This is a genomic window from Ruegeria sp. AU67 (assembly GCF_900312795.1).
Taxonomy (GTDB): domain Bacteria; phylum Pseudomonadota; class Alphaproteobacteria; order Rhodobacterales; family Rhodobacteraceae; genus Ruegeria; species Ruegeria atlantica.
Genome location: NZ_OMPH01000027.1, coordinates 186,480 through 207,122, shown reverse-complemented (window position 1 = coordinate 207,122; position 20,643 = coordinate 186,480). Strand labels below are relative to the sequence as shown.

Sequence of the window (20,643 nt, the reverse complement as noted above, 5' to 3'; positions counted from 1 at the left end):
ACACTCCGTTCTTCGCGAACTACCGTCCGCAGTTTTACTTCCGTACAACTGACGTGACCGGCACTGTGACCCTGGCAGCTGGCACCGAGATGGTTATGCCCGGCGACAACGTGTCGTTCGAGGTTGAGCTGATCGCACCGATCGCGATGGAAAATGGCCTGCGCTTCGCCATCCGCGAAGGCGGCCGCACCGTCGGCGCCGGCGTTGTGTCGAAGATCGTTGAGTAAGTCGCGCCAGCGAATGATCAAACGGAAAGGGCGTCCCTCGGGGCGCCCTTTTTGATTGAAGTGCAGGGTCCCGAGATGCACGAAAAACTGTGTCGAAGAATATCGAGTAAGTCAGTAGGCCGGGCTTCAGCCCGGCTCATCGGTGAGCTAAAGAAGGCCGCTCCCTCGGGGCGGCCTTTTTGTGTTGCCGATGTTCACCCGAGGCTCCGGCAATAGGCAACTAGTCGAATGGTTGTCAGGAACACGATCCAGAAAATAGCCGTGGCTGATAAGGATGGTGCAAATAGAATAATCGCAATCATCCACATGGGAGCTTGTACCAAGCCAAACCATGCTCCGCTCAGCGCGAAGAAAAGAACTGTCAGTGCGAAGATGAAGTAGCCAATTTTCTTAGCGCAATTAGCAACTTCTCGACTATCTACTATTCTGCGGTGTCGCCGAAAGTAGAATACTGCCGCAATGGATGCACCAATAACAAATGGTAATAATAGCAATGATATTTGCGCAACTGTGCCGACTATTCCAAAGCGCGCAAAAGGTACTCCACGCGCGACACCCATGATATCGTGCGAAAAAATGGAAATCAAACGAGAAACAATTGCGCCAGGTATTAGAAAAAGCCAAAATTCCCAAAATGCTTTGGTCAACGCTGGATCTCTCTTTATTCATTTTTCCGGTTTAGAGAATGCTCGTTTTGTGGTTTTGAGAAAAGGCGGGTAATACCCCCTTGCCAAACCCCACCAACCCCTGTAGGTCGCGCGAGTTCTCTATAAGAACATCAAGGCGGGGTGATTCCCGCCTTTTGGGTTCGACGAGGGTTGGCGATGCGCGCTTGTCCTCCTCTCAACCTCAACGCCTGATAAAAGGCTGTTATTATGCAAAGCCAAAACATCCGTATTCGGCTGAAGGCATTTGACTATCGCGTTCTGGATGCCAGCACGCAAGAGATCGTCAACACTGCCAAGCGGACCGGCGCGAACGTGCGCGGCCCGATCCCGCTGCCGAACAAGATCGAGAAGTTCACGGTTCTCCGTGGCCCTCACGTTGACAAGAAATCCCGCGACCAGTTCGAGATCCGCACGCACAAGCGTCTGCTCGACATCGTTGATCCGACCCCCCAGACCGTTGACGCGCTGATGAAGCTCGACCTCGCCGCTGGTGTGGACGTCGAGATCAAGCTGCAGTCGTAAGATCGGAGGGTATAGATTATGCGCTCTGGTATTATCGCAAAAAAAGTAGGCATGACCCGCCTGTTCATGGAAGACGGCAAGCAGATCCCTGTGACCGTTCTTCACCTGGACGGCCTGCAGGTCGTTGCACAGCGGACCGCTGACAAAGACGGCTACACTGCCGTTCAGCTGGGCGCTGGTGCTGCCAAGGCAAAACGCACCTCGAAGGCCATGCGCGGTCACTATGCCGCTGCAAAGGTCGAGCCTAAGCGTAAGCTGGCCGAGTTCCGCGTCTCTGAAGATGGCCTGATCGAAGTGGGCGCCGAGATTTCGGCAGAACACTTCCTGGAAGGTCAGAAAGTTGACGTTTCGGGCACCTCGATCGGTAAAGGCTTTGCCGGTGCAATGAAGCGCCACAACTTCGGTGGTCTTCGCGCCTCGCACGGTGTTTCGATCAGCCACCGTTCGCACGGTTCGACCGGTCAGTGTCAGGATCCGGGCAAGGTTTTCAAAGGCAAAAAGATGGCCGGTCACATGGGTGCTGCCCGTGTAACCACCCAGAACCTGGAAGTCGTCAAAACCGACGCGGACCGTGGTCTGGTCTTCATCAAAGGCGCCGTTCCCGGACCGAAATCGGGCTGGGTTACCGTCAAGGACGCCGTCAAGAAGAAAGCACCGGAAGGCCTGCCTTTCCCGGCCGCCGTAAAAGGTGCTGCAACTGAAGCACCTGCGGAAGAAGCTCCCGCGGAAGGTGGTGAAGCATGAAACTTGATGTAATCAAACTGGACGGCGGCAAAGCCGGCAACATCGAGCTGGACGCCGATCTGTTCGGCCTCGAGCCGCGCGCGGACATCCTGCACCGTGTGGTCCGTTGGCAGCGCAACAACGCGCAGGCTGGCACCCACAAGGTCAAGACCCGCTCGGAAGTGTCCTACTCGACCAAGAAGATCTATCGCCAAAAAGGCACCGGTGGCGCACGCCACGGCGCTCGCTCGGCACCGATCTTCCGGGGTGGTGGCGTTTACAAAGGTCCGGTCGTGCGTTCGCATGGTCACGACCTGCCGAAGAAGTTCCGTAAACTCGGTCTGCGCCACGCGCTGTCTGCCAAAATGGCAGCTGGTGAACTGGTTGTGATCGAAAACGCCGAAGCCGAAGGCAAGACCGCTGCACTGGCCAAACAGGTTGCAAACCTGGGCTGGAAACGCGCTCTGGTCATCGACGGGGCGACCGTGAACGAAGGTTTCCTGAAGGCGTCGCGCAACATCGAAGGTCTGGATATCCTGCCATCGATGGGTGCAAACGTTTATGACATCCTCAAGCGTGACACTCTGGTGCTCACCAAAGCGGCTGTCGAAGCACTGGAGGCTCGTCTGAAATGAGCGCTAAGGCAGAACACTACGACGTGATCCGCAAGCCGATCATCACTGAAAAGTCGACCATGGCGTCTGAGAACGGCGCGATTGTCTTTGAAGTGGCGATCGACAGCAACAAACCGCAGATCAAAGAAGCGGTTGAATCGCTGTTTGGTGTCAAGGTGAAGGCGGTCAACACCACCATCACCAAAGGCAAAGTCAAGCGGTTCCGCGGCCAATTGGGCAGGCGGAAAGACGTCAAAAAAGCATATGTGACCCTGGAAGAGGGTAACACCATCGACGTAAGCACCGGTCTCTGATCGGACCCGTCTTTGGGAAAAAAACTAAGGGCCCCTGCTGATGCAGGGGCCTTTTTTGTTGGCGCAGCTCGTTTGGTCGCGTTGAACTTGGCCCGGACCTGTGCACAGTGACCTCTAGGCAGTGAGACGGGTGATATGCATGCTGAACAGCAGGTTCGCGATTTCGGGAAAACCTGGGATGGTCAGATCGTCAAAAGCATCGATATCGGGCAAGGGGCGCTTTCTGCGCGTATCCTGACCTATGGCGCAACGCTGCAGGATCTGCGTTTGGAGGGTTTTGAGCATCCTCTGATTTTGGGGTGGCCAGAGATTGCAGGCTATGAAGACAGCACGGCTTACTTAGGAGCCATGGTGGGCCGTTGTGCCAATCGGATCGCGCGCGCGTCATACAGTCTGGATGGCACAAGCTACCAGCTGGATCGCAATTATTTGGACACTCATACGTTGCACGGCGGAACGCAAGGTATGGATTGTCTGGTCTGGGAAATTTCCAGCGTTACCTCGGGCGCGGTCACTTTGCAGCTGACCCTGCCTGATGGCCATATGGGCTTTGGCGGCGACTTGGAAGTGACGGTGACATTCCGGATCGAGGCCGAGGCCACATTAAGCATCGAAATGGAAGCGTGGACAACGTCGGCAAGCCTCTGCAATCTGACCCCGCATATCTATTTCAACCTCGACGGCGGCGCAGACATCCGCCAGCACGAACTAATGGTGCGCGCAGAACACTACACCCCTGTTGACGGGGACCTCATTCCCACAGGCGAAGCGCTTAGCGTTGAGGGCACGCCCTTTGATCTGCGGTCACCGCTACCTTTGGGGGGCTGGGCATACGATCACAATTTCTGCCTGTCCGATCAGCGTCTGCCTTGTCGTCCTGTGGCGACGCTGACCGGATCGTCCTCAGGTCTTTCGATGCATCTAGAGACGACCGAGCCGGGTTTGCAGGTCTATTCTGGTGCGTCTTTTGATGAAGGTCCACGCATTGGCTTGGGTGGCCAACCCTACGGCCCTTATTCGGGCGTCGCTTTGGAACCACAGGTCTGGCCCGATTCAATCAACCAGCAAGGGTTTCCAAGTGCGGTATTGCGCAAGGGTCAAACCTATCGCCATGTTTCGCGATACGTGTTTCAGAGCGAGGATTAAGGTCAGGCGGTTCCATGGCCAGTTGGGTCGCCGGAAAAGGGAAAAAAAGCACTTTTTGATCTAGGCAGAGGGTTACACTATCGATGTGAGCACCTATCTCTGATCGGATCCGCCTACGGATAAGCGTGAGGGTCGCCGCGAAAGCGGAGGTTTTCTTGTGCAACAACACCAGAGAAAATGAGCGCGACAAATTCGCCTCAGCCAGAATTCGCTTGCTATGCCGGATCGGTAGTCTATGCGGTTTCTACAAACATAAGTGACATGGCAGGCGCATGACAAAACCCTATCTCTCGACCCCGGACAAACCGGATGTGACCGCCGCGCGGGATTGGGTTACGACACTTGCCAAATACCGCGAGCCGAACCAGTGGCGCAGCTCCTTTGAGCTGGGTGTCAGTATTATCCCTTTCTTCTTGCTATGGGCGCTGTCCTGGATGTCGCTTTCGGTCAGCTATTGGTTGGCTTTTGCGATTGCCGTTCTCAACGCGGCCTTCCTGCTGCGCTTGTTTGCGATCCAGCATGATTGTGGGCACGGAGCGTTCTTCAAGAACCGGTCGGTCAGCGACTGGGTTGGGCGGGTCATTGGTGTATTGACCCTGACGCCTTATGACGTCTGGCGTCGCACGCATTCCAACCATCACAACAGCTCGGGGAATTTGGACAAACGGGGAATGGGCGATATCCACACTTTGACAGTCACCGAGTACCGGTCAAAGACGCCCATGAACCGGTTCTGGTATCGGGTTTATCGCAACCCCATTACACTGTTTGTCCTTGGCCCCGGCTACCTGTTTCTGTTCCAGAACCGCCTCCCGCTGGGTTTGACGGGCAGCGTCAGGTTTTGGGTCAGCGCGATGAGCACCAACCTTGCCATTCTGGCTGCGCTCGTGGCCGTATACTATTTTGGCGGCCTGATGCCGGTGCTGCTGATCTTTCTGCCCTCAACCCTGATTGCCGCGACCGCGGGCGTGTGGCTGTTTTACGTACAACACCAGTTCGAGGATACGCATTGGGACGCTGATAAGGACTGGCAACTGCATGAGGCTGCCTTGCACGGCAGCTCGCACTACATCCTGCCATCCGTGCTGCAGTGGTTCAGCGCCAATATCGGCATCCACCACGTGCACCACCTGTACAGCCGCATTCCGTTCTATCGCCTGACCGAAGTGCTGCGCGATCATGATGAGCTGGCCAACAGCAACAAGATGACCATCCGTGAGAGCCTCGCCAACGCGCGGTTGCACCTGTGGGACGAAAATAACCGCCGTTTGTTGTCCTTCGCTGAGGCGCGTGCGCTGTATGGGTGAGGGGTGTTCCGGCGGGTGGAGCACACCCGGAAAGACGTCAAGAAATCACATGTGACCCGTGAAAAGGGTAACACCACCGACGTGCCCACCGGCCTCCGATCACAACTGCCCTTGGAAATAGATGAAAGCCCCCACGCAAGCGGGGGTCTTTTGCTATTTGAATATCTGTTCTGAACCTGCTCTGTCAGATTTGCCCCGCGAAGCTGCCGTTGCTTCGAGTGCACAGAGCAGATAGGCATACACGTATGAAACATGTCCCCAAAGAAACAACAGATGAGGCCCTTATTCAGGAGTTCCTGGATAAAGGAGGCAAAGTCAGCGTCGGCAAGACCAAACCCGCGCCTGCAGAGCTGGGTTTGAGCAAGAATGTCTGGAACGCCAAACTGACCAAAGAAGAGAAGGCCGCGCGCGACAAGAAGTGATTGTGCGAGGCCGGTTGGGCAAGCGGAAAGACTTCAAATAGATATGTGCCCCTCGAAGAGGGGAGCACACATCGACGTGTCCAGCGGTCTCAGGGCGAATTCGTTTTGGGAGCGACAAAGGCCCCAGCGCTAGCAGGGGCCTTACTTTGTGAGGATTGGTACCAAGCTGTTTTTGGCACGCTGATCGTGTTTAGTAGAGGTCGCCGTCCGAAGCCTGCAGGATGTTGACCACGCCTTCGTCGATCATCTCTTGCAGAACGCTGAGCCGGTCAAAGTCTTCAGGGCTGTTGTAGTTCTGAACATGAACCATGACGATTCCTTTGACGCCGCTGTCATCTTGTAACTTCTTCATGTCGCTGGGGAACATGTGGTAAGCGCCGATGACCTTCACTTTTTCTTCCTCGGAGTCACCGCCCCAAGGTGCGTACTTGATATTCTTGCGGGTAATGCCCTCGATAAATAGCAAGTCAGCATCTTTGGCTGCATTCACCAGGCCTTCCGAGTAGTGCCCGTCGCCGCCAAAGACGAGAACACGGCCGTCGGGTTTGGTCGTAAACCTGTAGGCGTGGGTATTCTCTAAAAACCCGTGCGCTGTCGGGAAGGCTTCGACCAGAACATTGTCATCTTCAAAAATCTTACGTCCGTTGACGTCAACATGTGGCCAGACCGGCACCCCAACTGCGGTTGCGCCGTCAAATTTCTGCACTGTCGATCCTTGTGCCATTTCGTTGCGGTCAATGCGCCATGCGTCGTTGATGCTGGCCATCATCTCGTCGACACCGGCGGGGCCGTAAACTTTCTTGTCGACGACGGCCAGGTTCGACCCGAATTTGAACGGATTCAAAATGAAAGACGGCAATCCAACGGTATGATCTTCGTGCAGGTGGGTCAGGAACATGTATTTGATGTTCGGGACGTTCATGATCGTTGCCAGATCCATTGCGCCCTGAGACTGAACCGATTTACCCAGCGCGCGCCACCAGCCTTCTCCAGCGTCAATGAAATAGGGATAGTCGTTTACTATTACCGCCAGAGCCGGGCCATAACGATAGGGGTTGGGATTCGGGTCGCCGCTTCCCATGACCAGAACTTTGGACGGCTTGTCGGTAGGCGAGCGATCTAGTGGCCCTCGGTTCTCAAATATTGGCCAGTTTCCGGGCGAACTGAAGGCCGTCTTCATATTCTTCATTTGCGTGAACGGCACATTGAGATGGTTCTGCTCTGTTGTTGCAGCACCGGCCGCAAGATTTTCTTCCCAGGTTTGCGCAGTTGCCGTTGCTGCAATGACGCAAGCTGTCGCGAGCGTTGCTGATAAAAGTTTCTTAGGCATCGTACATCCCCCTTGAGGTCTGAAAACCCTATCCATTCGAATATGTATATTGGGTACCTTATGGTATGCTCCATACCCAATAGTCTGTAAAGTACTTTTTGGTATGCATGTCTTGACGGAACGCAATTTTGGCTTAAAAACAGGGCATGCGCGACACTCAAAAATCACCGCCTCTTCCTCGATATGACCGCGAAAGATGGTTAGAAACAGCCCTCAATGTCCTTGCAACTGAGGGAGGTGCGCGGCTGCGAATCGACTCTCTCGTCAAAAACCTTGGCGTGACGAAGGGCAGTTTTTATCACCACTTCAAAAACCGTGATGAGTTTGTTCGGGCGCTGATCGACTACTGGTCCAAGAAGTTTACGGAGTCGGTCATCAACGATGTCAATACGTCCGAGGCTTCACCTTCAGAGCGCCTGTTATCGTTAACGCAATATGTCGAGGCTGAAGGACTTGATCAATTTGATATCGCTTTCCGATCTTGGGCGGCTCAGGACCCCGTCGTGGCCGAAGCCCTGAAAGAAGTCGATCGCAGGCGATATGAGTTTGTGAAGGGGGTTTTTGAGGCTATTGGATTTGAGGGGGCCGAACTGGAAATGCGGGTCCGGCTGTTTCTTGTATTTGTCAGCGCGCGCCGGTCTGTGTACACGCCACAAAGCGCGTACGATTCAGCAAGCGAAACGCTCCTGAGGCATGAATTTCTCACTAAAAAACGCTAATTGGTATACGATCCAACAAGAGGTTCTAAAGGCACTCCTTCGACCAGGGAATAAAGGGGGAGTGAGACACATACATAATGTTTTTGATTTCTATAGACACCCACCCCCAACACTGCTAAACGCACCCAATCTTACGGCCTCGGATTCGTTCCGGGGCCTATGATATTTGAAACCGGGGACCTTCGGGGCCCTATACCTTTGGCACCTACGGGGGCCTATCACATAGCGGGGAAATCCCCGCACTTGCTAAACGGAAGACAGAAAGCATGGCACTCAAGTCGTACAAGCCGACGACGCCGGGCCAGCGCGGGCTGGTGCTGATCGACCGTTCGGAGCTTTGGAAAGGACGTCCGGTCAAGTCTCTCACTGAGGGTTTGACCAAATCGGGCGGCCGGAACAACACCGGACGGATCACTTCACGCCGCCGCGGCGGTGGCGCAAAGCGTCTCTACCGGATCGTTGACTTCAAACGGAATAAATTTGACGTCGCGGCAACCGTCGAACGGATCGAATATGACCCGAACCGGACCGCATTCATCGCACTAGTAAAATACGAAGACGGCGAGCAGGCATATATCCTGGCTCCGCAGCGTCTGGCTGTTGGTGACAAAGTCGTGGCATCCGCCAAGGCTGACATCAAGCCGGGCAACGCAATGCCGTTCTCGGGCATGCCCATCGGTACCATCGTCCACAACATCGAGATGAAGCCTGGTAAAGGCGGTCAGATCGCACGTGCGGCCGGTACTTACGCTCAGTTCGTTGGTCGCGATGGCGGCTACGCTCAGATCCGTCTGAGCTCGGGCGAGCTGCGCATGGTCCGTCAGGAATGCATGGCCACCGTCGGTGCCGTGTCCAACCCCGACAACAGCAACCAAAACCTCGGTAAAGCCGGTCGTATGCGCCACAAAGGCGTGCGTCCGTCGGTTCGTGGTGTTGCAATGAACCCGATCGATCACCCGCACGGTGGTGGTGAAGGTCGTACCTCGGGTGGCCGTACACCGGTTACTCCATGGGGTAAGGACACCAAGGGTAAGCGTACCCGCAACAAGAACAAAGCGTCCCAGAAGCTGATCATCCGCTCGCGGCACGCCAAGAAGAAGGGACGTTAATCTATGTCTCGCTCTGTTTGGAAGGGTCCTTTCGTCGATGCTTATGTGCTCAAAAAAGCCGAAGCAGCGCGCGAGTCGGGCCGCAACGAAGTCATCAAGATTTGGTCGCGTCGTTCCACCATTCTGCCCCAGTTCGTGGGTCTGACCTTTGGTGTGTACAACGGCCATAAGCATATCCCCGTCAACGTCTCGGAAGACATGATCGGTCAGAAGTTCGGTGAGTATTCGCCAACTCGTACCTATTACGGTCACGCCGCTGACAAAAAAGCGAAGCGGAAGTAAGTCATGGGCAAGGAAAAGAACCCCCGCCGCGTGGCTGAAAACGAAGCAATGGCGAAAACACGCATGCTTCGCACTAGCCCGCAGAAACTGAACCTGGTTGCGCAAATGATCCGCGGCAAGAAAGTTGAGAAGGCTCTGACTGATCTGACTTTCTCGAACAAGCGTGTCGCGCAGGACGTCAAGAAGTGCCTGCAGTCCGCAATCGCCAACGCCGAGAACAACCACAACCTGGACGTTGACGAGCTGATCGTCGCCGAAGCATGGGTTGGCAAGAACCTGGTCATGAAGCGCGGTCGCCCGCGTGCCCGTGGTCGGTTCGGCAAGATTATGAAGCCGTTCTCGGAGATCACCATCAAGGTGCGTCAAGTTGAGGAGCAAGCCTAATGGGTCATAAAGTAAATCCGATCGGCATGCGCCTGCAGGTGAACCGCACCTGGGACAGCCGCTGGTACGCCGACACCAAGGACTACGGTGATCTTCTGCTGGAAGACCTCAAGATCCGTGAGTTCATCAACAAAGAGTGCAAGCAGGCCGGTATTGCCCGTGTGATCATCGAACGTCCGCACAAGAAGTGCCGCGTTACGATCCACACCGCGCGTCCTGGTGTCATCATCGGCAAGAAAGGTGCAGACATTGAAGTGCTGCGCAAAAAACTTGCTCACATGACTGACAGCGAACTGCACCTGAACATCGTCGAAGTGCGCAAGCCCGAGCTTGACGCGCAGCTGGTTGCCGAGTCCATCGCTCAGCAGCTGGAGCGCCGGGTTTCGTTCCGTCGCGCGATGAAACGGTCTGTTCAGAATGCCATGCGCATGGGCTCTCTGGGTATCCGGGTGAACGTCGCTGGCCGTCTGGGCGGCGCTGAAATCGCACGGACCGAGTGGTACCGCGAAGGCCGTGTGCCTCTGCACACGCTGCGCGCCGACATCGATTACGCACAAGCCGAAGCGATGACCCCCTACGGGATCATCGGGATCAAGGTCTGGATCTTCAAAGGTGAGATCATGGAGCACGATCCGCAGGCACGTGACCGTAAAGCACAGGAACTCCAGGACGGCCCTGCACCTCGTGGTGCTGGTGGCGGTCGTCGCTAAGGAGGGAAAGATATGCTTCAACCAAAGCGTACTAAATTCCGCAAGATGCACAAAGGCCGGATCAAGGGTGAAGCCAAAGGCGGCTCTGATCTGAACTTTGGCACCTATGGTCTGAAAGCTCTTGAGCCTGAGCGTGTAACTGCACGCCAGATCGAAGCTGCACGTCGTGCCATGACGCGTCACATGAAGCGTCAGGGCCGTGTCTGGATCCGCATCTTCCCCGACACTCCGGTCACTGCAAAGCCGATCGAAGTTCGTATGGGTAAAGGTAAAGGTTCGGTCGACCGCTGGGCATGCAAAGTCAAGCCTGGCCGCGTGATGTTCGAGATCGACGGCGTCAATGACGACATCGCCCGTGAGGCCCTGCGCCTGGCCGCGATGAAGCTGCCGATCAAGACCCGCGTAGTGATCCGCGAAGACTGGTAAGCGATTGGGCGAAAGCCCTTCGTAACAAGATTAACCCCCGTCGGGACACCGGCGGGGGTTTTCTTTTTCGTCAGCCTATTGTGATCCATCCCATCGTTTCGTGATAGACGTCGACGATTGTCCATGGGCCCCATAGGCTGACAATTGTGAATTGGAAGGTCATATGTTTCAGCTGCGCATGAAGGTATTCATCAAAGAGGTCATAACCACCGATCAATTGGGGCAACTATGTGCTCCGGTCTGCCGGGCTGCAGCTTTGGCAGTCTTACAGAACCCACTCGCCGGTAAATTTTCGGAAGACTTGTCCGAGCTGTTTGAAATAGGTGGTGCGCTCGGCGCTGACCTCGCGGCCGAGGCTGTTTCTCAACTCGACGGTTCTCCGATTTCGTACGGTAAAGCAGCGATTGTTGGTGCGGATGGCGATCTCGAACAAGGCGGCGCACTGATCCACCCGAAACTTGGCGCTCCTATGCGTGCTACAGCGGGTGGGGGCGAAGCTGTCATTCCGTCCAATGCCAAACTCGGGGCACCGGGATGTTCAATCGATCTGCCGCTTGGGCACAAGGACAACCCGTGGTCCTTTGACCATTTCGATACCATGACTTTGAATATTCCGGATGCGCCGAAACCGGACGAGATCGTCATGTGTCTGGCCTACGCAGATGGCGGACGCCCGATCCCGCGCTGCGGTTCGGGACCGGTCAAAAACTGAAGGCTGGCTGGGGCTGGTCTTGGGTCAGGGCTTGGGCTATGCCCGGCCCATGGCACAGATTGAATCACTCTTCGTTACCCGTCTTTATCGCGCAGCCCTTTCCGAATTCGATCCCAAGATCGATCCCGAGGAAATGGAAAATTCTTGTCTTGTCATCGCCGAGGATGATGAGGCCGGGCAGGAATGGTGCGAGGAAAACGGCTATCCCGGCTACACCAGCTATGCCTCGCTGACCGATCTACCCTGGCGGTTCCCGATCTTTGCCGATCTGGTCAAGGCGTTGGATCAGCATGTGGCAGCCTTTGCCAAGGATCTGGAATTCGATCTGGGCGAGGGTGAATTAAAGCTCGAAGACCTGTGGATCAACATTCTCCCTGAAGGCGGAATGCACTCCAGCCACCTGCACCCGCACAGCGTGATTTCCGGCACGACCTATGTGGCGATGCCCGAAGGGGCGAGCGCGCTGAAACTGGAAGACCCCCGCTCGGCCCGAATGATGGCGGCACCGACGCGGCTAAAGGGCGGGCGGCGGGGTTTGCGGCCGTTCATCTATATGAAGCCGCAGGTGGGGGATGTCCTGCTGTGGGAAAGCTGGCTGCGACATGAGGTGCCGATGAATATGGCTGAGGATGAGCGCATCAGTGTCAGCTTTAACTACAAGTGGGAGTGAGCCGCGGGTCACGACACAGCAATTGTACTAATGTAGCGATTGCGGGACGAATGGGCGGCGCCCCCGCCAATCACTTTTCACTTCGAGTTGTCGAAAAACCTTGCAATATGTGTCGTCATGAACCATGTGAGACACGCTTACGTTTTTCTTTTTCGACCACTGTCTCCCGAATCTTCGGCGTTCAGTCTCTCGATCCAGACCTACAACGCCGCGCTGTCGCAATTCCGCGGACAGCAATTTAATAGGAGACTACGGATATGGCCAATGGCACCGTAAAATGGTTCAACACAACTAAAGGTTTTGGCTTCATCGCACCCGAGACTGGTGGCAAAGACGTGTTTGTACACATCTCTGCTGTTGAGCGCTCGGGTCTGACCGGCCTGGCCGACGACCAGAAAGTAACATTCGACATTGAGCCCGGCCGTGACGGTCGCGAGTCGGCTGTGAACATCGCTCTGGCGTAAGTCACTTAGACTTAGACAGTTGAAGACGCGGTCTCGTGCAAACGAGGCCGCGTTTTTCGTTTGAAGTTCAGTGGTGCAAATTACGCGACTAGTATGATGGTTTAGAACGGAAGAAACGATCTAGTTGTCAGATTTGGTATCACTTTGCAGATTTGAAGAACTTCGCGCACGATCATCGTAGTTGTCTTCGTACCAATCCTTTGCCTCGCTCATTAAATTCAGGAATGCCATAGCGGCAATCGCAAGTCCCAGCGCGCCTGGATCACCTTTGTTTGCCACAAAGATATACCAAGCATACCAAATCAGATAGACGATACTGATCACGTTAATTGCTACAAGAATTTCCAACGTTGTTGGGAGCCCCAAAATTTCAAGTATTGTTGATACACCCATAAGCAAGCCTTCAAATTTGGATATTGGTCAGGAGCACTTCGCGCCAAAATTGAGTAGAGTATCCAGAGCTCAACTCAAGGTCGCGGAAATTTTGTTTTGGTGGGGGATCGGTGTCATGTTGCGGTGGCTGGAAAGTTGGTATCAAACTTTCCCTTGCCACCCACCGCTGAACACCCTATAGAGCGGCATCTTGCGTTCCCCCGGCCGAGTCGGGGGATTCGTATGTCTATCATTCATCCACCAGGTCAAAGGTGACCCTGTAAGGGGCCTTCTGGTGTTTTGAGCAAAGGAAAAAGGCGATGAACGCCCAAGAACTGCGTGACAAGACCCCGGACCAGCTCCGCGAGGAACTGGCCAACCTGAAGAAAGAAAGCTTTAACCTGCGCTTTCAACAGGCAACCGGTCAGCTGGAAAGCACCGCCGGCATCAAAGCGGCCCGCCGCAACGCTGCCCGCGTCAAAACCATTCTGAACGAAAAGGCCGCTGCTGCGGCATCGGAGGAGTAATCCTATGCCCAAGCGTATCCTGTCCGGCACCGTAACCAGCGATGCCAACGCACAAACCGTAACCGTGTCCGTCGAGCGCCGCTTTACGCATCCGGTTCTGAAGAAAACCATCCGTAAGTCCAAGAAATACCGGGCTCACGATGAAAAAAACGCCTTCAAGGTCGGTGACTCTGTACGCATCATCGAATGCGCGCCGAAATCGAAGACGAAACGTTGGGAAGTTCTGGAAGCGTAAGCTTTCAGGATTTTTCCATTTGTCGAAACCCTGGGGGATCTAACCAGACCAGCCCCCACAGGTCGGGAGAAACCACATGATCCAGATGCAGACCAATCTGGATGTCGCTGACAACTCCGGCGCACGCCGAGTTCAGTGCATCAAGGTCCTGGGTGGTTCCAAGCGTAAATACGCCTCCGTCGGCGACATCATTGTCGTCTCGGTGAAGGAAGCCATCCCGCGCGGCCGCGTAAAGAAAGGTGACGTCCGTAAGGCCGTCGTCGTACGCACCGCCAAAGAAGTCCGTCGCGAAGACGGCACCGCGATCCGTTTTGATCGCAACGCTGCCGTCATCCTGAACAACAACAACGAGCCCGTAGGTACACGTATCTTTGGCCCTGTTGTTCGTGAACTGCGTGGCAAGAACTTCATGAAAATCATCTCGCTCGCTCCGGAGGTGCTGTAATCATGGCTGCTAAACTCCGCAAAGGCGACAAGGTCGTCGTGCTGGCCGGCAAGGACAAGGGCAAAGAGGGAACTATCACCTCGGTTAACCCATCTGCCGGAAAAGCTGTTGTTGACGGTATCAACATCGCCATCCGCGCCACTCGCCAGACTCAGAACTCTCAGGGTGGTCGTCTGCCTCAGGCAAACCCGATCGAGTTGTCGAACCTGGCTCTGCTGGACAAGAACGGCAAAGCAACTCGCGTTGGCTTCCGCATGGAAGGTGACAAGAAAGTGCGCTTCGCCAAGACCACGGGGGACGTGATCGATGCTTGATAACGCAACCTACACCCCGCGTCTGAAAGCTCAGTACGCTGAAACTATCCGTGCCGCTCTGAAAGAAGAGTTCGGCTACAAGAACGACATGCAGCTGCCCAAGCTGGACAAAATCGTTCTGAACATCGGTTGTGGTGCCGAAGCGGTTAAAGACTCGAAGAAAGCGAAAGCTGCTGTCGAGGATCTGACTGCGATTGCTGGTCAACAGGCTGTTTCCACCAAGGCGAAGAAGTCGATCGCTGGCTTCCGCGTCCGTGAAGACATGCCGCTGGGTGCGAAAGTGACCCTGCGCGGTGACCGGATGTATGAATTCCTGGATCGCCTGATCACCATCGCGATGCCACGTATTCGTGACTTCCGCGGCGTGAAGCCGTCTTTCGATGGTCAGGGCAATTTTGCCATGGGCATGAAAGAGCACATCGTGTTCCCGGAAATTGACTTCGACAAAGTCGACGAAGTCTGGGGCATGGACATCGTAATTGCCACCACAGCGAAAACCGACGCTGAAGCAAAGGCACTGTTGAAAGCTTTCAACATGCCGTTCAACGCGTAAGCGCCGGGAGGATTGAGACATGGCTAAAAAAGCAATGATCGAACGCGAGAAGAAGCGCGAACGCCTGGTGGCCAAATATGCCGCAAAGCGTGCCGAGCTGAAAGAAATCGCGAATGACGAGAGCAAGCCGATGGAAGAGCGCTTCAAAGCGCGTCTGAAACTGGCGAAACTGCCGCGCAACAGCTCGGCTACTCGTCTGCACAACCGCTGTCAGCTGACAGGTCGTCCCCACGCTTACTACCGTAAGCTGAAGGTCAGCCGTATCGCGCTGCGCGAGCTGGGTTCTGCTGGTCAGATCCCCGGCATGGTGAAATCGAGCTGGTAAGGGAGAGAATGATATGAACGATCCTATCGGCGATATGCTCACCCGTATCCGCAACGCGCAAATGCGTGGCAAGTCCACCGTTTCCACCCCGGCTTCCAAGCTGCGCGGTTGGGTTCTGGACGTGCTGGCGGACGAAGGTTACATCCGTGGCTACGAAGCGACGACCGGTGAAAACGGTCATCCAGCCATCGAAATCAGCCTGAAATACTACGAAGGCACCCCTGTCATTCGCGAACTGAAGCGGGTCTCTAAGCCCGGTCGTCGCGTGTACATGGGCGTCAATGACATCCCGCAGGTCCGTCAGGGTCTGGGTGTGTCGATTGTCAGCACTCCGAAAGGTGTGATGTCGGACCAGAACGCACGCTCCAACAATGTTGGTGGCGAAGTGCTCTGCACCGTCTTCTAAGGAGGTCTGTCAATGTCTCGTATTGGTAAACGTCCGGTCGAATTGCCCAGCGGCGTAACTGCCTCGGTTTCCGGCCAGACCATCGAAGTCAAAGGCCCGAAAGGCGCCCGCAGCTTCACTGCGACCGACGACGTTACGCTGTCGGTCGAAGATAACGTGGTTCAGATCAACCCTCGCGGTATGTCCAAGCGCGCGCGCCAGCAGTGGGGCATGAGCCGCACAATGGTCGCAAACCTGGTGACCGGTGTGACCGAAGGCTTCAAGAAAGAGCTGGAGATCCAGGGTGTTGGTTACCGGGCTCAGATGCAGGGCAACACCCTGAAGCTGAACCTGGGCTATAGCCATGACGTTGATTTCGTTGCTCCGGAAGGTGTCACCATCACCGCGCCGAAGCAGACCGTGATCATTGTGGAAGGTAACGACCAGCAGCAGGTGGGCGAAGTCGCGGCGAAAATCCGCGAATGGCGCCGTCCCGAGCCCTATAAGGGCAAAGGCATCCGCTATAAGGGCGAGTTCATCTTCCGCAAAGAAGGCAAGAAGAAGTAAGGACGCAAACAATGGCAAACAGCAAAAGAACCCTGTTTCTGAAGCGCCGCCTGCGCGTTCGGAACAAACTTCGCAAGGTCAACGCGGGTCGTCCGCGTTTGTCCGTACACCGTTCGAACAAGAACATCTCTGTTCAGTTGATCGACGACGTACGTGGCGTGACCCTAGCCTCGGCCTCGACCCTGGAAAAAGATCTGGGTGTTGTTGGCAAGAACAACGTCGAAGCGGCCACCAAAGTGGGCGCGGCCATCGCCGAGCGTGCCAAGAAGGCAGGCGTCGAAGAGGCCTATTTCGATCGTGGCGGCTTCCTGTTCCACGGCAAAGTGAAGGCTGTCGCCGACGCTGCGCGTGAAGGTGGTCTGAAGATCTAAGACTTGCGGGCGGGTTTCGATCCGCCCCGATGATCCGGGGGCCTTGGCAATGCCGGGGCCCACTTGGATTGAACAAACGACGCCGCAAGCGTCACCAAAGAAAAGGGATGCCAAAATGGCAGAACGTGATAACCGCCGGGGCCGTGGACGTGACCGCGACGAAACTCCGGAATTCGCAGATCGTCTGGTTGCGATCAACCGCGTATCGAAAACCGTAAAAGGTGGTAAGCGCTTTGGCTTCGCCGCTCTGGTGGTCGTAGGCGATCAGAAAGGCCGCGTTGGCTTTGGCAAAGGTAAAGCGAAAGAAGTACCTGAGGCCATCCGCAAAGCGACTGAACAAGCCAAGCGTCAGATGATCCGCGTGCAACTGCGCGAAGGTCGTACCCTGCACCACGACATCGAAGGCCGTCATGGCGCCGGTAAAGTGGTTATGCGCAGCGCACCTGAAGGTACCGGTATAATCGCCGGTGGTCCGATGCGTGCTGTGTTCGAAATGCTGGGCGTGAAGGACGTTGTGTCCAAGTCGCTGGGCTCGCAGAACCCGTACAACATGATCCGCGCCACCATCAACGGCCTGCAGAAAGAGCAGAGCCCGCGTTCGGTTGCCCAGCGTCGTGGCAAAAAGGTTGCTGACATCCTGCCCAAGCGGGACGAAGCACCAGCTGCTGCTGAAGCAGAAGCATAAGGAGAGCGACCCATGGCAAAAACCATCGTCGTCAAGCAAATCGGTTCCCCGATCCGTCGCCCCGCTGAACAGCGCGCAACTCTGATCGGCCTGGGCCTGAACAAGATGCACAAAACCCGCGAGCTCGAGGATACCCCCTCGGTCCGCGGCATGGTCAACAAGATCCCGCATCTGGTTGAGATCATCGAAGAGCGCGGCTAAGCGCCTTGCTTCTAAGAGCTAGGAACGCCTCCGATCAGTTCGGGGGCGTTTTTTTGTTTGAGGGCAGTGTTGGCTGTCGCCTCACCCGATGTGGTTTTAGTTCAACTTGAACGTATTCCGCTTATTACCCGCCGCATATAGTCCATGAACTGCGCCCGCTCAGGCTCAGTCAGAACTTGCAAGGCTTGGGAATTCACGTTCTGGGCCGACTCATAGGCGCTGTTTCTAAGTGCGGCGGCCTTTTCGGTTAACCAGATCAATTGGGCCCTGGCGTCAGCGGGGTTTTTCGTTCTTTTGATCAAGCCGTCGCGCTCCATGCGGTTGAGCGTGTTGGCCAAAGTCGCTTGTTCGACGTCAATTCTGGCCAGCAGATCCTTTTGGTTGACTCCGTCTTTGAGCCAAAGCTCCAGCAAGACTGGGAACTGACCAACAACGATGCCCAAAGGCGCAATGCGGTGCTGCAGCTCTTTCGCGAACAATCGCGCCATGTGATTGACCAGATATCCGGCCGAGTTCTCTTTTTCGAAATCCATGCTTGAGATTTACACTTGAATAGCAAGCTATGCAATAATATATAGCAAGCTATATGAATGAATGGAAAAGAATCGAAATGGCTCATATCGAAGAGATGGATAAAGTCGTCACACTGGCTGATCAGATGCAGGCCGAGGAAGGCCCTGTGGTGCTGATTAACGTGTTTACGGTGGACGCGACAGACGAAGAGGCGCTGTTGAAGGCCTGGGCACATGATGCGGACTTAATGAAGTCCCAGTCGGGATATATCTCGACCCAGCTTCATCAAGGGATCGCTGGCAGTTCGACCTTCGTGAACTACGCGATCTGGCAGGACGTCAAAAGCTTTCGCGACGCCTTCACCCACCCAGAGTTCCAGCGTCGAATTGCAGACTATCCCGAAAGCGCCGTGGCGCGTCCACATCTTCTAAGAAAACTTACAGTCGAAAACCACTGCGTCGCCTGATGTCAAAAGCGGAGTAGGCACATGATAAAGTCAATTCACCCCGTCGCCGGTATAATAGGATTCCTGACAATATTCGTGTTCTGGACATCCACTTTGTACAGCGAATTGTTTGCGACCCATGCGACTGTCGCGGTCGTAAAGTCCATGATCGTCAGTGGGCTGTGTATCCTTGTGCCCGCGATGGTGATCGTGGGTGCATCCGGCATGTCCCTTGGGCGTCGACGCAAGGACGCACTGGCGCTGGCCAAGAAGAAGCGAATGCCGATCATCGCGATGAACGGTCTGTTGATCCTTATTCCCGCTGCAATCTTCCTGAACGCAAAAGCGAGCGCTGGGTCCTTTGATATCAGTTTCTACGCTGTGCAGGTCGTTGAGTTGCTCGCTGGCGCCACTAACCTCACTTTGATGGGGTTAAGTATACGCGACGGCCGGGCGATGACTGCCCGCAAAAGACGCGCGGGAAGGTAGCTGCACCAGTAGCAGCCGCTTACTCCCATGCAATTGGTCTCACAGCTGCGCGACCTGCTGCTCAGCTATTCAACAGATGCATAACGGCTAGACCGAAACTTCGGTTGTTAGCGATATCGAGCGGGCCTATCTCAGCCCTGTCCAAACAAGGAACGCAAACAGTTTCCGGGGAATTCGCCCCGGGCAGAGAAAGGAAATACATCATGGCTCACACAGCTACATATTCCCGCGACGGCTTTGGCCTGAGCGCCCGCATCGCGAACTTTTTCGAGCGCGTCAAAGAGGCAAATGCACTGCGTGCTCAGTATGATCAGACTTATTCGGAATTGCAGAGTCTGACAGATCGTGAACTGGACGACATCGGTGTTCGCCGCTGCGATATAAAGGACATCGCTCGGGACCACGTTTATTGTTCGTGACCTTACCGACAACCTGACCAAGAGACGCCTGAGGGCGTCTCTTTTGATTCCGGGGTGCTCTTGGCACAGTCGACAGGAATTTCGCCCCAACCGTTGCGACCTAGCGGGAAATGGGCCAAATACGCGACAGGGCACCTGTCGGCGCCGTAACCAGGAACAACACGAAGGGCCGGAGCCGGTGAAAGAATATCAGGTTGGCATGCTTTGGATTGAAGGCCCACTTAGCTTTCTCGAGCAGTTGTGCATCAAGTCCTTTCTGGACGTCGGCCAACATGTCCGCCTTTATACTTACGGGCCGGTCACAAACATCCCTGAGGGTGTCGAAGTGCGTGACGCGCGGGAAGTACTGGCAGATGATGAGGTGATCCTACACAAGCGCACGGGCAGTCCCGCTCTGCATTCCGACAAGTTTCGCGTCCAGATGTTGGCGAAAGTGCCGGACATAATCTGGGCCGATACCGACGCGTATTGCGTCAAACCCTTTACAACTGAAAACGGTCATTTGCATGGCTGGCTGGCAGCACATGAAATCAACGGTGGGGTGTTGGCTTTGCCTGCGGACAGCGCAACGCTGTATGATTTGATCGATTACACCAATAATCCTTATCGCATTCCGCATTGGCTGCCACCCAAGCACCGCCAACCGCTAATTGACATGGCATTGGCCGGTAATCCCCCCCACGCAAGCGATATGCCGTGGGGGGCTTGGGGGCCGCGAGCGTTGACCTGGCTTTTGACGCTAAACAAAGAGGCTCGGTTTGCCCAGCCACAAGAGGTTTTGTATCCTATAACATACAAAGATCGACGGCTAATGGTGCGCGCCAATGGAAACGCCGAAGAGTTCCTTACTGAGAACACCATGTCGATCCATTTCTATGGCCGTCGCATGCGTTCGTTCATACTCAATCGGTTCAACGGAATCCCGCATCCGGAAAGCATGGTCGGCCGGCTGGTCGAAAAGCATGGTATCGACCCGCACGCAGCGCCCTTGCAGAAAAAAACCGCAACGGACGACCTTGTCGACGCGTCTGACGAATGACGTAGAGGG

The 20,643-nt window shown here is 55.3% G+C and carries 35 protein-coding genes and 1 pseudogene; 32 read left to right on the top strand and 4 right to left on the bottom strand.

Features of this window, described 5'->3' with window-relative positions:
* Nucleotides 1-227: pseudogene (gene tuf / locus DK510_RS15110) on the top strand (elongation factor Tu); the annotation flags it as partial.
* A gap of 194 nt (nt 228-421) precedes the next feature.
* Here tuf and DK510_RS22835 read toward each other — a convergent pair.
* Nucleotides 422-874 (bottom strand): hypothetical protein, encoded by a 453-nt coding sequence (locus DK510_RS22835; RefSeq protein ID WP_160116544.1) that lies wholly within the window; start codon nt 872-874, stop codon nt 422-424.
* 228 nt (nt 875-1,102) lie between these two features.
* On the opposite strand from DK510_RS22835, the gene rpsJ reads away from it, so the two are divergent.
* The 7 genes from rpsJ to DK510_RS23015 all read left to right on the top strand — a co-directional run bounded on the left by rpsJ (nt 1,103) and on the right by DK510_RS23015 (nt 5,943).
* The gene (rpsJ, locus tag DK510_RS15105; RefSeq protein ID WP_008756422.1) at nt 1,103-1,417 is read left to right on the top strand and encodes a 30S ribosomal protein S10; all 315 of its coding nucleotides are present in this window, start codon (nt 1,103-1,105) and stop codon (nt 1,415-1,417) included.
* 18 nt (nt 1,418-1,435) lie between these two features.
* Complete coding sequence (gene rplC, locus DK510_RS15100; RefSeq protein ID WP_058272361.1) at nt 1,436-2,161, top strand: 50S ribosomal protein L3; 726 nt, start codon at nt 1,436-1,438, stop codon at nt 2,159-2,161.
* Entirely contained in the window at nt 2,158-2,775 is a 618-nt protein-coding gene (rplD, locus tag DK510_RS15095; protein WP_050605826.1) for a 50S ribosomal protein L4, read from the top strand. The genes rplC and rplD overlap by 4 nt, the downstream gene beginning before the upstream one ends.
* Nucleotides 2,772-3,068: a 50S ribosomal protein L23 gene (locus DK510_RS15090; protein ID WP_058283516.1), complete on the top strand. Its 297-nt coding sequence runs from the start codon at nt 2,772-2,774 to the stop codon at nt 3,066-3,068. The genes rplD and DK510_RS15090 overlap by 4 nt, the downstream gene beginning before the upstream one ends.
* 135 nt (nt 3,069-3,203) lie before the next feature.
* Entirely contained in the window at nt 3,204-4,214 is a 1,011-nt protein-coding gene (locus DK510_RS15085; RefSeq protein WP_109312778.1) for an aldose epimerase family protein, read from the top strand.
* 272 nt (nt 4,215-4,486) lie between these two features.
* Complete coding sequence (locus DK510_RS15080) at nt 4,487-5,521, top strand: fatty acid desaturase (protein WP_109312777.1); 1,035 nt, start codon at nt 4,487-4,489, stop codon at nt 5,519-5,521.
* 245 nt (nt 5,522-5,766) lie between these two features.
* On the top strand, nt 5,767-5,943 hold the full coding sequence (locus DK510_RS23015; RefSeq protein ID WP_050605905.1) for a hypothetical protein: 177 nt from the start codon (nt 5,767-5,769) through the stop codon (nt 5,941-5,943).
* Nucleotides 5,944-6,133: 190 nt separating this feature from the next.
* Here DK510_RS23015 and DK510_RS15075 read toward each other — a convergent pair whose 3' ends face one another.
* Entirely contained in the window at nt 6,134-7,273 is a 1,140-nt protein-coding gene (locus DK510_RS15075; RefSeq protein WP_160116543.1) for an MBL fold metallo-hydrolase, read from the bottom strand.
* A gap of 146 nt (nt 7,274-7,419) precedes the next feature.
* Here DK510_RS15075 and DK510_RS15070 point away from each other — a divergent pair, with 146 nt between their 5' ends.
* From DK510_RS15070 to DK510_RS15030, 9 genes are all read left to right on the top strand, one after another.
* Nucleotides 7,420-7,992 (top strand): TetR/AcrR family transcriptional regulator, encoded by a 573-nt coding sequence (locus DK510_RS15070; RefSeq protein WP_109312775.1) that lies wholly within the window; start codon nt 7,420-7,422, stop codon nt 7,990-7,992.
* Between the two features lie 266 nt (nt 7,993-8,258).
* A complete protein-coding gene (rplB, locus tag DK510_RS15065) occupies nt 8,259-9,101 on the top strand; it encodes a 50S ribosomal protein L2 (RefSeq protein ID WP_008757664.1) in 843 nt (280 codons plus the stop codon).
* A gap of 3 nt (nt 9,102-9,104) precedes the next feature.
* On the top strand, nt 9,105-9,383 hold the full coding sequence (gene rpsS / locus DK510_RS15060; protein ID WP_010437056.1) for a 30S ribosomal protein S19: 279 nt from the start codon (nt 9,105-9,107) through the stop codon (nt 9,381-9,383).
* Between the two features lie 3 nt (nt 9,384-9,386).
* Nucleotides 9,387-9,767: a 50S ribosomal protein L22 gene (gene rplV / locus DK510_RS15055; protein WP_039538267.1), complete on the top strand. Its 381-nt coding sequence runs from the start codon at nt 9,387-9,389 to the stop codon at nt 9,765-9,767.
* Nucleotides 9,767-10,477, top strand: coding sequence for a 30S ribosomal protein S3 (gene rpsC / locus DK510_RS15050; RefSeq protein ID WP_058272367.1), 711 nt, complete (start codon nt 9,767-9,769; stop codon nt 10,475-10,477). Before rplV ends, rpsC begins: the two co-directional genes overlap by 1 nt.
* 12 nt (nt 10,478-10,489) lie before the next feature.
* Complete coding sequence (gene rplP / locus DK510_RS15045; RefSeq protein ID WP_058272368.1) at nt 10,490-10,903, top strand: 50S ribosomal protein L16; 414 nt, start codon at nt 10,490-10,492, stop codon at nt 10,901-10,903.
* 163 nt (nt 10,904-11,066) lie between these two features.
* Nucleotides 11,067-11,615 carry an amino acid synthesis family protein gene (locus tag DK510_RS15040; RefSeq protein WP_109312774.1) on the top strand — a complete coding sequence of 183 codons (549 nt, stop codon included), beginning with the start codon at nt 11,067-11,069 and terminating at the stop codon, nt 11,613-11,615.
* A gap of 49 nt (nt 11,616-11,664) precedes the next feature.
* Nucleotides 11,665-12,285 carry a 2OG-Fe(II) oxygenase family protein gene (locus tag DK510_RS15035; protein ID WP_109312792.1) on the top strand — a complete coding sequence of 207 codons (621 nt, stop codon included), beginning with the start codon at nt 11,665-11,667 and terminating at the stop codon, nt 12,283-12,285.
* 257 nt (nt 12,286-12,542) lie between these two features.
* Entirely contained in the window at nt 12,543-12,749 is a 207-nt protein-coding gene (locus tag DK510_RS15030; protein WP_010437077.1) for a cold-shock protein, read from the top strand.
* A gap of 120 nt (nt 12,750-12,869) precedes the next feature.
* Here the strand turns inward: DK510_RS15030 and DK510_RS15025 are convergent, their stop codons facing one another.
* Nucleotides 12,870-13,142, bottom strand: coding sequence for a hypothetical protein (locus DK510_RS15025; RefSeq protein ID WP_109312773.1), 273 nt, complete (start codon nt 13,140-13,142; stop codon nt 12,870-12,872).
* Between the two features lie 299 nt (nt 13,143-13,441).
* On the opposite strand from DK510_RS15025, the gene rpmC reads away from it, so the two are divergent.
* From rpmC to rpmD, 11 genes are all read left to right on the top strand, one after another.
* Nucleotides 13,442-13,648 (top strand): 50S ribosomal protein L29, encoded by a 207-nt coding sequence (gene rpmC, locus DK510_RS15020; RefSeq protein ID WP_037311745.1) that lies wholly within the window; start codon nt 13,442-13,444, stop codon nt 13,646-13,648.
* Nucleotides 13,649-13,652: 4 nt separating this feature from the next.
* Nucleotides 13,653-13,883 carry a 30S ribosomal protein S17 gene (gene rpsQ, locus DK510_RS15015; protein ID WP_058272371.1) on the top strand — a complete coding sequence of 77 codons (231 nt, stop codon included), beginning with the start codon at nt 13,653-13,655 and terminating at the stop codon, nt 13,881-13,883.
* A 76-nt stretch (nt 13,884-13,959) separates the two neighbouring features.
* Entirely contained in the window at nt 13,960-14,328 is a 369-nt protein-coding gene (gene rplN / locus DK510_RS15010) for a 50S ribosomal protein L14 (RefSeq protein WP_008757934.1), read from the top strand.
* A 2-nt stretch (nt 14,329-14,330) separates the two neighbouring features.
* Entirely contained in the window at nt 14,331-14,642 is a 312-nt protein-coding gene (rplX, locus tag DK510_RS15005; RefSeq protein WP_058272372.1) for a 50S ribosomal protein L24, read from the top strand.
* A complete protein-coding gene (gene rplE, locus DK510_RS15000; RefSeq protein WP_058272373.1) occupies nt 14,635-15,195 on the top strand; it encodes a 50S ribosomal protein L5 in 561 nt (186 codons plus the stop codon). The genes rplX and rplE overlap by 8 nt, the downstream gene beginning before the upstream one ends.
* Before the next feature lie 19 nt (nt 15,196-15,214).
* Nucleotides 15,215-15,520, top strand: a complete 306-nt coding sequence (rpsN, locus tag DK510_RS14995) for a 30S ribosomal protein S14 (RefSeq protein ID WP_010437098.1) — start codon at nt 15,215-15,217, stop codon at nt 15,518-15,520.
* Nucleotides 15,521-15,533: 13 nt separating this feature from the next.
* On the top strand, nt 15,534-15,926 hold the full coding sequence (rpsH, locus tag DK510_RS14990) for a 30S ribosomal protein S8 (protein ID WP_008757119.1): 393 nt from the start codon (nt 15,534-15,536) through the stop codon (nt 15,924-15,926).
* A 12-nt stretch (nt 15,927-15,938) separates the two neighbouring features.
* Nucleotides 15,939-16,472, top strand: a complete 534-nt coding sequence (rplF, locus tag DK510_RS14985; protein ID WP_058272374.1) for a 50S ribosomal protein L6 — start codon at nt 15,939-15,941, stop codon at nt 16,470-16,472.
* A gap of 11 nt (nt 16,473-16,483) precedes the next feature.
* The gene (gene rplR, locus DK510_RS14980) at nt 16,484-16,843 is read left to right on the top strand and encodes a 50S ribosomal protein L18 (protein WP_010437103.1); all 360 of its coding nucleotides are present in this window, start codon (nt 16,484-16,486) and stop codon (nt 16,841-16,843) included.
* Nucleotides 16,844-16,958: 115 nt separating this feature from the next.
* Nucleotides 16,959-17,528, top strand: a complete 570-nt coding sequence (gene rpsE, locus DK510_RS14975) for a 30S ribosomal protein S5 (protein ID WP_058272455.1) — start codon at nt 16,959-16,961, stop codon at nt 17,526-17,528.
* 12 nt (nt 17,529-17,540) lie between these two features.
* Nucleotides 17,541-17,729, top strand: coding sequence for a 50S ribosomal protein L30 (gene rpmD / locus DK510_RS14970; RefSeq protein ID WP_008757946.1), 189 nt, complete (start codon nt 17,541-17,543; stop codon nt 17,727-17,729).
* Nucleotides 17,730-17,830: 101 nt separating this feature from the next.
* Here the strand turns inward: rpmD and DK510_RS14965 are convergent, their stop codons facing one another.
* Nucleotides 17,831-18,262, bottom strand: coding sequence for a MarR family winged helix-turn-helix transcriptional regulator (locus DK510_RS14965; protein ID WP_109312772.1), 432 nt, complete (start codon nt 18,260-18,262; stop codon nt 17,831-17,833).
* A gap of 77 nt (nt 18,263-18,339) precedes the next feature.
* On the opposite strand from DK510_RS14965, the gene DK510_RS14960 reads away from it, so the two are divergent.
* The 4 genes from DK510_RS14960 (at nt 18,340) to DK510_RS14945 (ending at nt 20,634) form a co-directional block, all read left to right on the top strand.
* Complete coding sequence (locus DK510_RS14960) at nt 18,340-18,708, top strand: antibiotic biosynthesis monooxygenase (protein WP_109312771.1); 369 nt, start codon at nt 18,340-18,342, stop codon at nt 18,706-18,708.
* Nucleotides 18,709-18,729: 21 nt separating this feature from the next.
* Complete coding sequence (locus tag DK510_RS14955) at nt 18,730-19,176, top strand: hypothetical protein (protein ID WP_109312770.1); 447 nt, start codon at nt 18,730-18,732, stop codon at nt 19,174-19,176.
* A gap of 203 nt (nt 19,177-19,379) precedes the next feature.
* Complete coding sequence (locus DK510_RS14950; protein WP_108861242.1) at nt 19,380-19,595, top strand: DUF1127 domain-containing protein; 216 nt, start codon at nt 19,380-19,382, stop codon at nt 19,593-19,595.
* Nucleotides 19,596-19,794: 199 nt separating this feature from the next.
* A complete protein-coding gene (locus DK510_RS14945; protein WP_109312791.1) occupies nt 19,795-20,634 on the top strand; it encodes a hypothetical protein in 840 nt (279 codons plus the stop codon).
* Nucleotides 20,635-20,643: the final 9 nt, after the last annotated feature.

Coding starts and splice junctions, on each gene's coding strand:
- rpsN (WP_010437098.1), top strand. CDS start 15,215: ATGGCTAAAAAAGCAATGATCGAACGCGAGAAGAAGCGCGAACGCCTG.
- DK510_RS15085 (WP_109312778.1), top strand. CDS start 3,204: ATGCATGCTGAACAGCAGGTTCGCGATTTCGGGAAAACCTGGGATGGT.
- DK510_RS15070 (WP_109312775.1), top strand. CDS start 7,420: ATGCGCGACACTCAAAAATCACCGCCTCTTCCTCGATATGACCGCGAA.
- DK510_RS15075 (WP_160116543.1), bottom strand. CDS start 7,273: ATGCCTAAGAAACTTTTATCAGCAACGCTCGCGACAGCTTGCGTCATT.
- rpsJ (WP_008756422.1), top strand. CDS start 1,103: ATGCAAAGCCAAAACATCCGTATTCGGCTGAAGGCATTTGACTATCGC.
- rpmC (WP_037311745.1), top strand. CDS start 13,442: ATGAACGCCCAAGAACTGCGTGACAAGACCCCGGACCAGCTCCGCGAG.
- DK510_RS23015 (WP_050605905.1), top strand. CDS start 5,767: ATGAAACATGTCCCCAAAGAAACAACAGATGAGGCCCTTATTCAGGAG.
- rplN (WP_008757934.1), top strand. CDS start 13,960: ATGATCCAGATGCAGACCAATCTGGATGTCGCTGACAACTCCGGCGCA.
- rplC (WP_058272361.1), top strand. CDS start 1,436: ATGCGCTCTGGTATTATCGCAAAAAAAGTAGGCATGACCCGCCTGTTC.
- rpsE (WP_058272455.1), top strand. CDS start 16,959: ATGGCAGAACGTGATAACCGCCGGGGCCGTGGACGTGACCGCGACGAA.
- DK510_RS15025 (WP_109312773.1), bottom strand. CDS start 13,142: ATGGGTGTATCAACAATACTTGAAATTTTGGGGCTCCCAACAACGTTG.
- rplD (WP_050605826.1), top strand. CDS start 2,158: ATGAAACTTGATGTAATCAAACTGGACGGCGGCAAAGCCGGCAACATC.
- DK510_RS15040 (WP_109312774.1), top strand. CDS start 11,067: ATGTTTCAGCTGCGCATGAAGGTATTCATCAAAGAGGTCATAACCACC.
- DK510_RS14965 (WP_109312772.1), bottom strand. CDS start 18,262: ATGGATTTCGAAAAAGAGAACTCGGCCGGATATCTGGTCAATCACATG.
- DK510_RS15090 (WP_058283516.1), top strand. CDS start 2,772: ATGAGCGCTAAGGCAGAACACTACGACGTGATCCGCAAGCCGATCATC.
- rpsS (WP_010437056.1), top strand. CDS start 9,105: ATGTCTCGCTCTGTTTGGAAGGGTCCTTTCGTCGATGCTTATGTGCTC.
- rplP (WP_058272368.1), top strand. CDS start 10,490: ATGCTTCAACCAAAGCGTACTAAATTCCGCAAGATGCACAAAGGCCGG.
- DK510_RS14950 (WP_108861242.1), top strand. CDS start 19,380: ATGGCTCACACAGCTACATATTCCCGCGACGGCTTTGGCCTGAGCGCC.
- rpsH (WP_008757119.1), top strand. CDS start 15,534: ATGAACGATCCTATCGGCGATATGCTCACCCGTATCCGCAACGCGCAA.
- rplX (WP_058272372.1), top strand. CDS start 14,331: ATGGCTGCTAAACTCCGCAAAGGCGACAAGGTCGTCGTGCTGGCCGGC.
- rpsQ (WP_058272371.1), top strand. CDS start 13,653: ATGCCCAAGCGTATCCTGTCCGGCACCGTAACCAGCGATGCCAACGCA.
- rplR (WP_010437103.1), top strand. CDS start 16,484: ATGGCAAACAGCAAAAGAACCCTGTTTCTGAAGCGCCGCCTGCGCGTT.
- DK510_RS15080 (WP_109312777.1), top strand. CDS start 4,487: ATGACAAAACCCTATCTCTCGACCCCGGACAAACCGGATGTGACCGCC.
- DK510_RS15035 (WP_109312792.1), top strand. CDS start 11,665: ATGGCACAGATTGAATCACTCTTCGTTACCCGTCTTTATCGCGCAGCC.
- rpsC (WP_058272367.1), top strand. CDS start 9,767: ATGGGTCATAAAGTAAATCCGATCGGCATGCGCCTGCAGGTGAACCGC.
- DK510_RS14960 (WP_109312771.1), top strand. CDS start 18,340: ATGGCTCATATCGAAGAGATGGATAAAGTCGTCACACTGGCTGATCAG.
- rplF (WP_058272374.1), top strand. CDS start 15,939: ATGTCTCGTATTGGTAAACGTCCGGTCGAATTGCCCAGCGGCGTAACT.
- DK510_RS14945 (WP_109312791.1), top strand. CDS start 19,795: ATGCTTTGGATTGAAGGCCCACTTAGCTTTCTCGAGCAGTTGTGCATC.
- rplV (WP_039538267.1), top strand. CDS start 9,387: ATGGGCAAGGAAAAGAACCCCCGCCGCGTGGCTGAAAACGAAGCAATG.
- rpmD (WP_008757946.1), top strand. CDS start 17,541: ATGGCAAAAACCATCGTCGTCAAGCAAATCGGTTCCCCGATCCGTCGC.
- DK510_RS14955 (WP_109312770.1), top strand. CDS start 18,730: ATGATAAAGTCAATTCACCCCGTCGCCGGTATAATAGGATTCCTGACA.
- rplB (WP_008757664.1), top strand. CDS start 8,259: ATGGCACTCAAGTCGTACAAGCCGACGACGCCGGGCCAGCGCGGGCTG.
- DK510_RS15030 (WP_010437077.1), top strand. CDS start 12,543: ATGGCCAATGGCACCGTAAAATGGTTCAACACAACTAAAGGTTTTGGC.
- rplE (WP_058272373.1), top strand. CDS start 14,635: ATGCTTGATAACGCAACCTACACCCCGCGTCTGAAAGCTCAGTACGCT.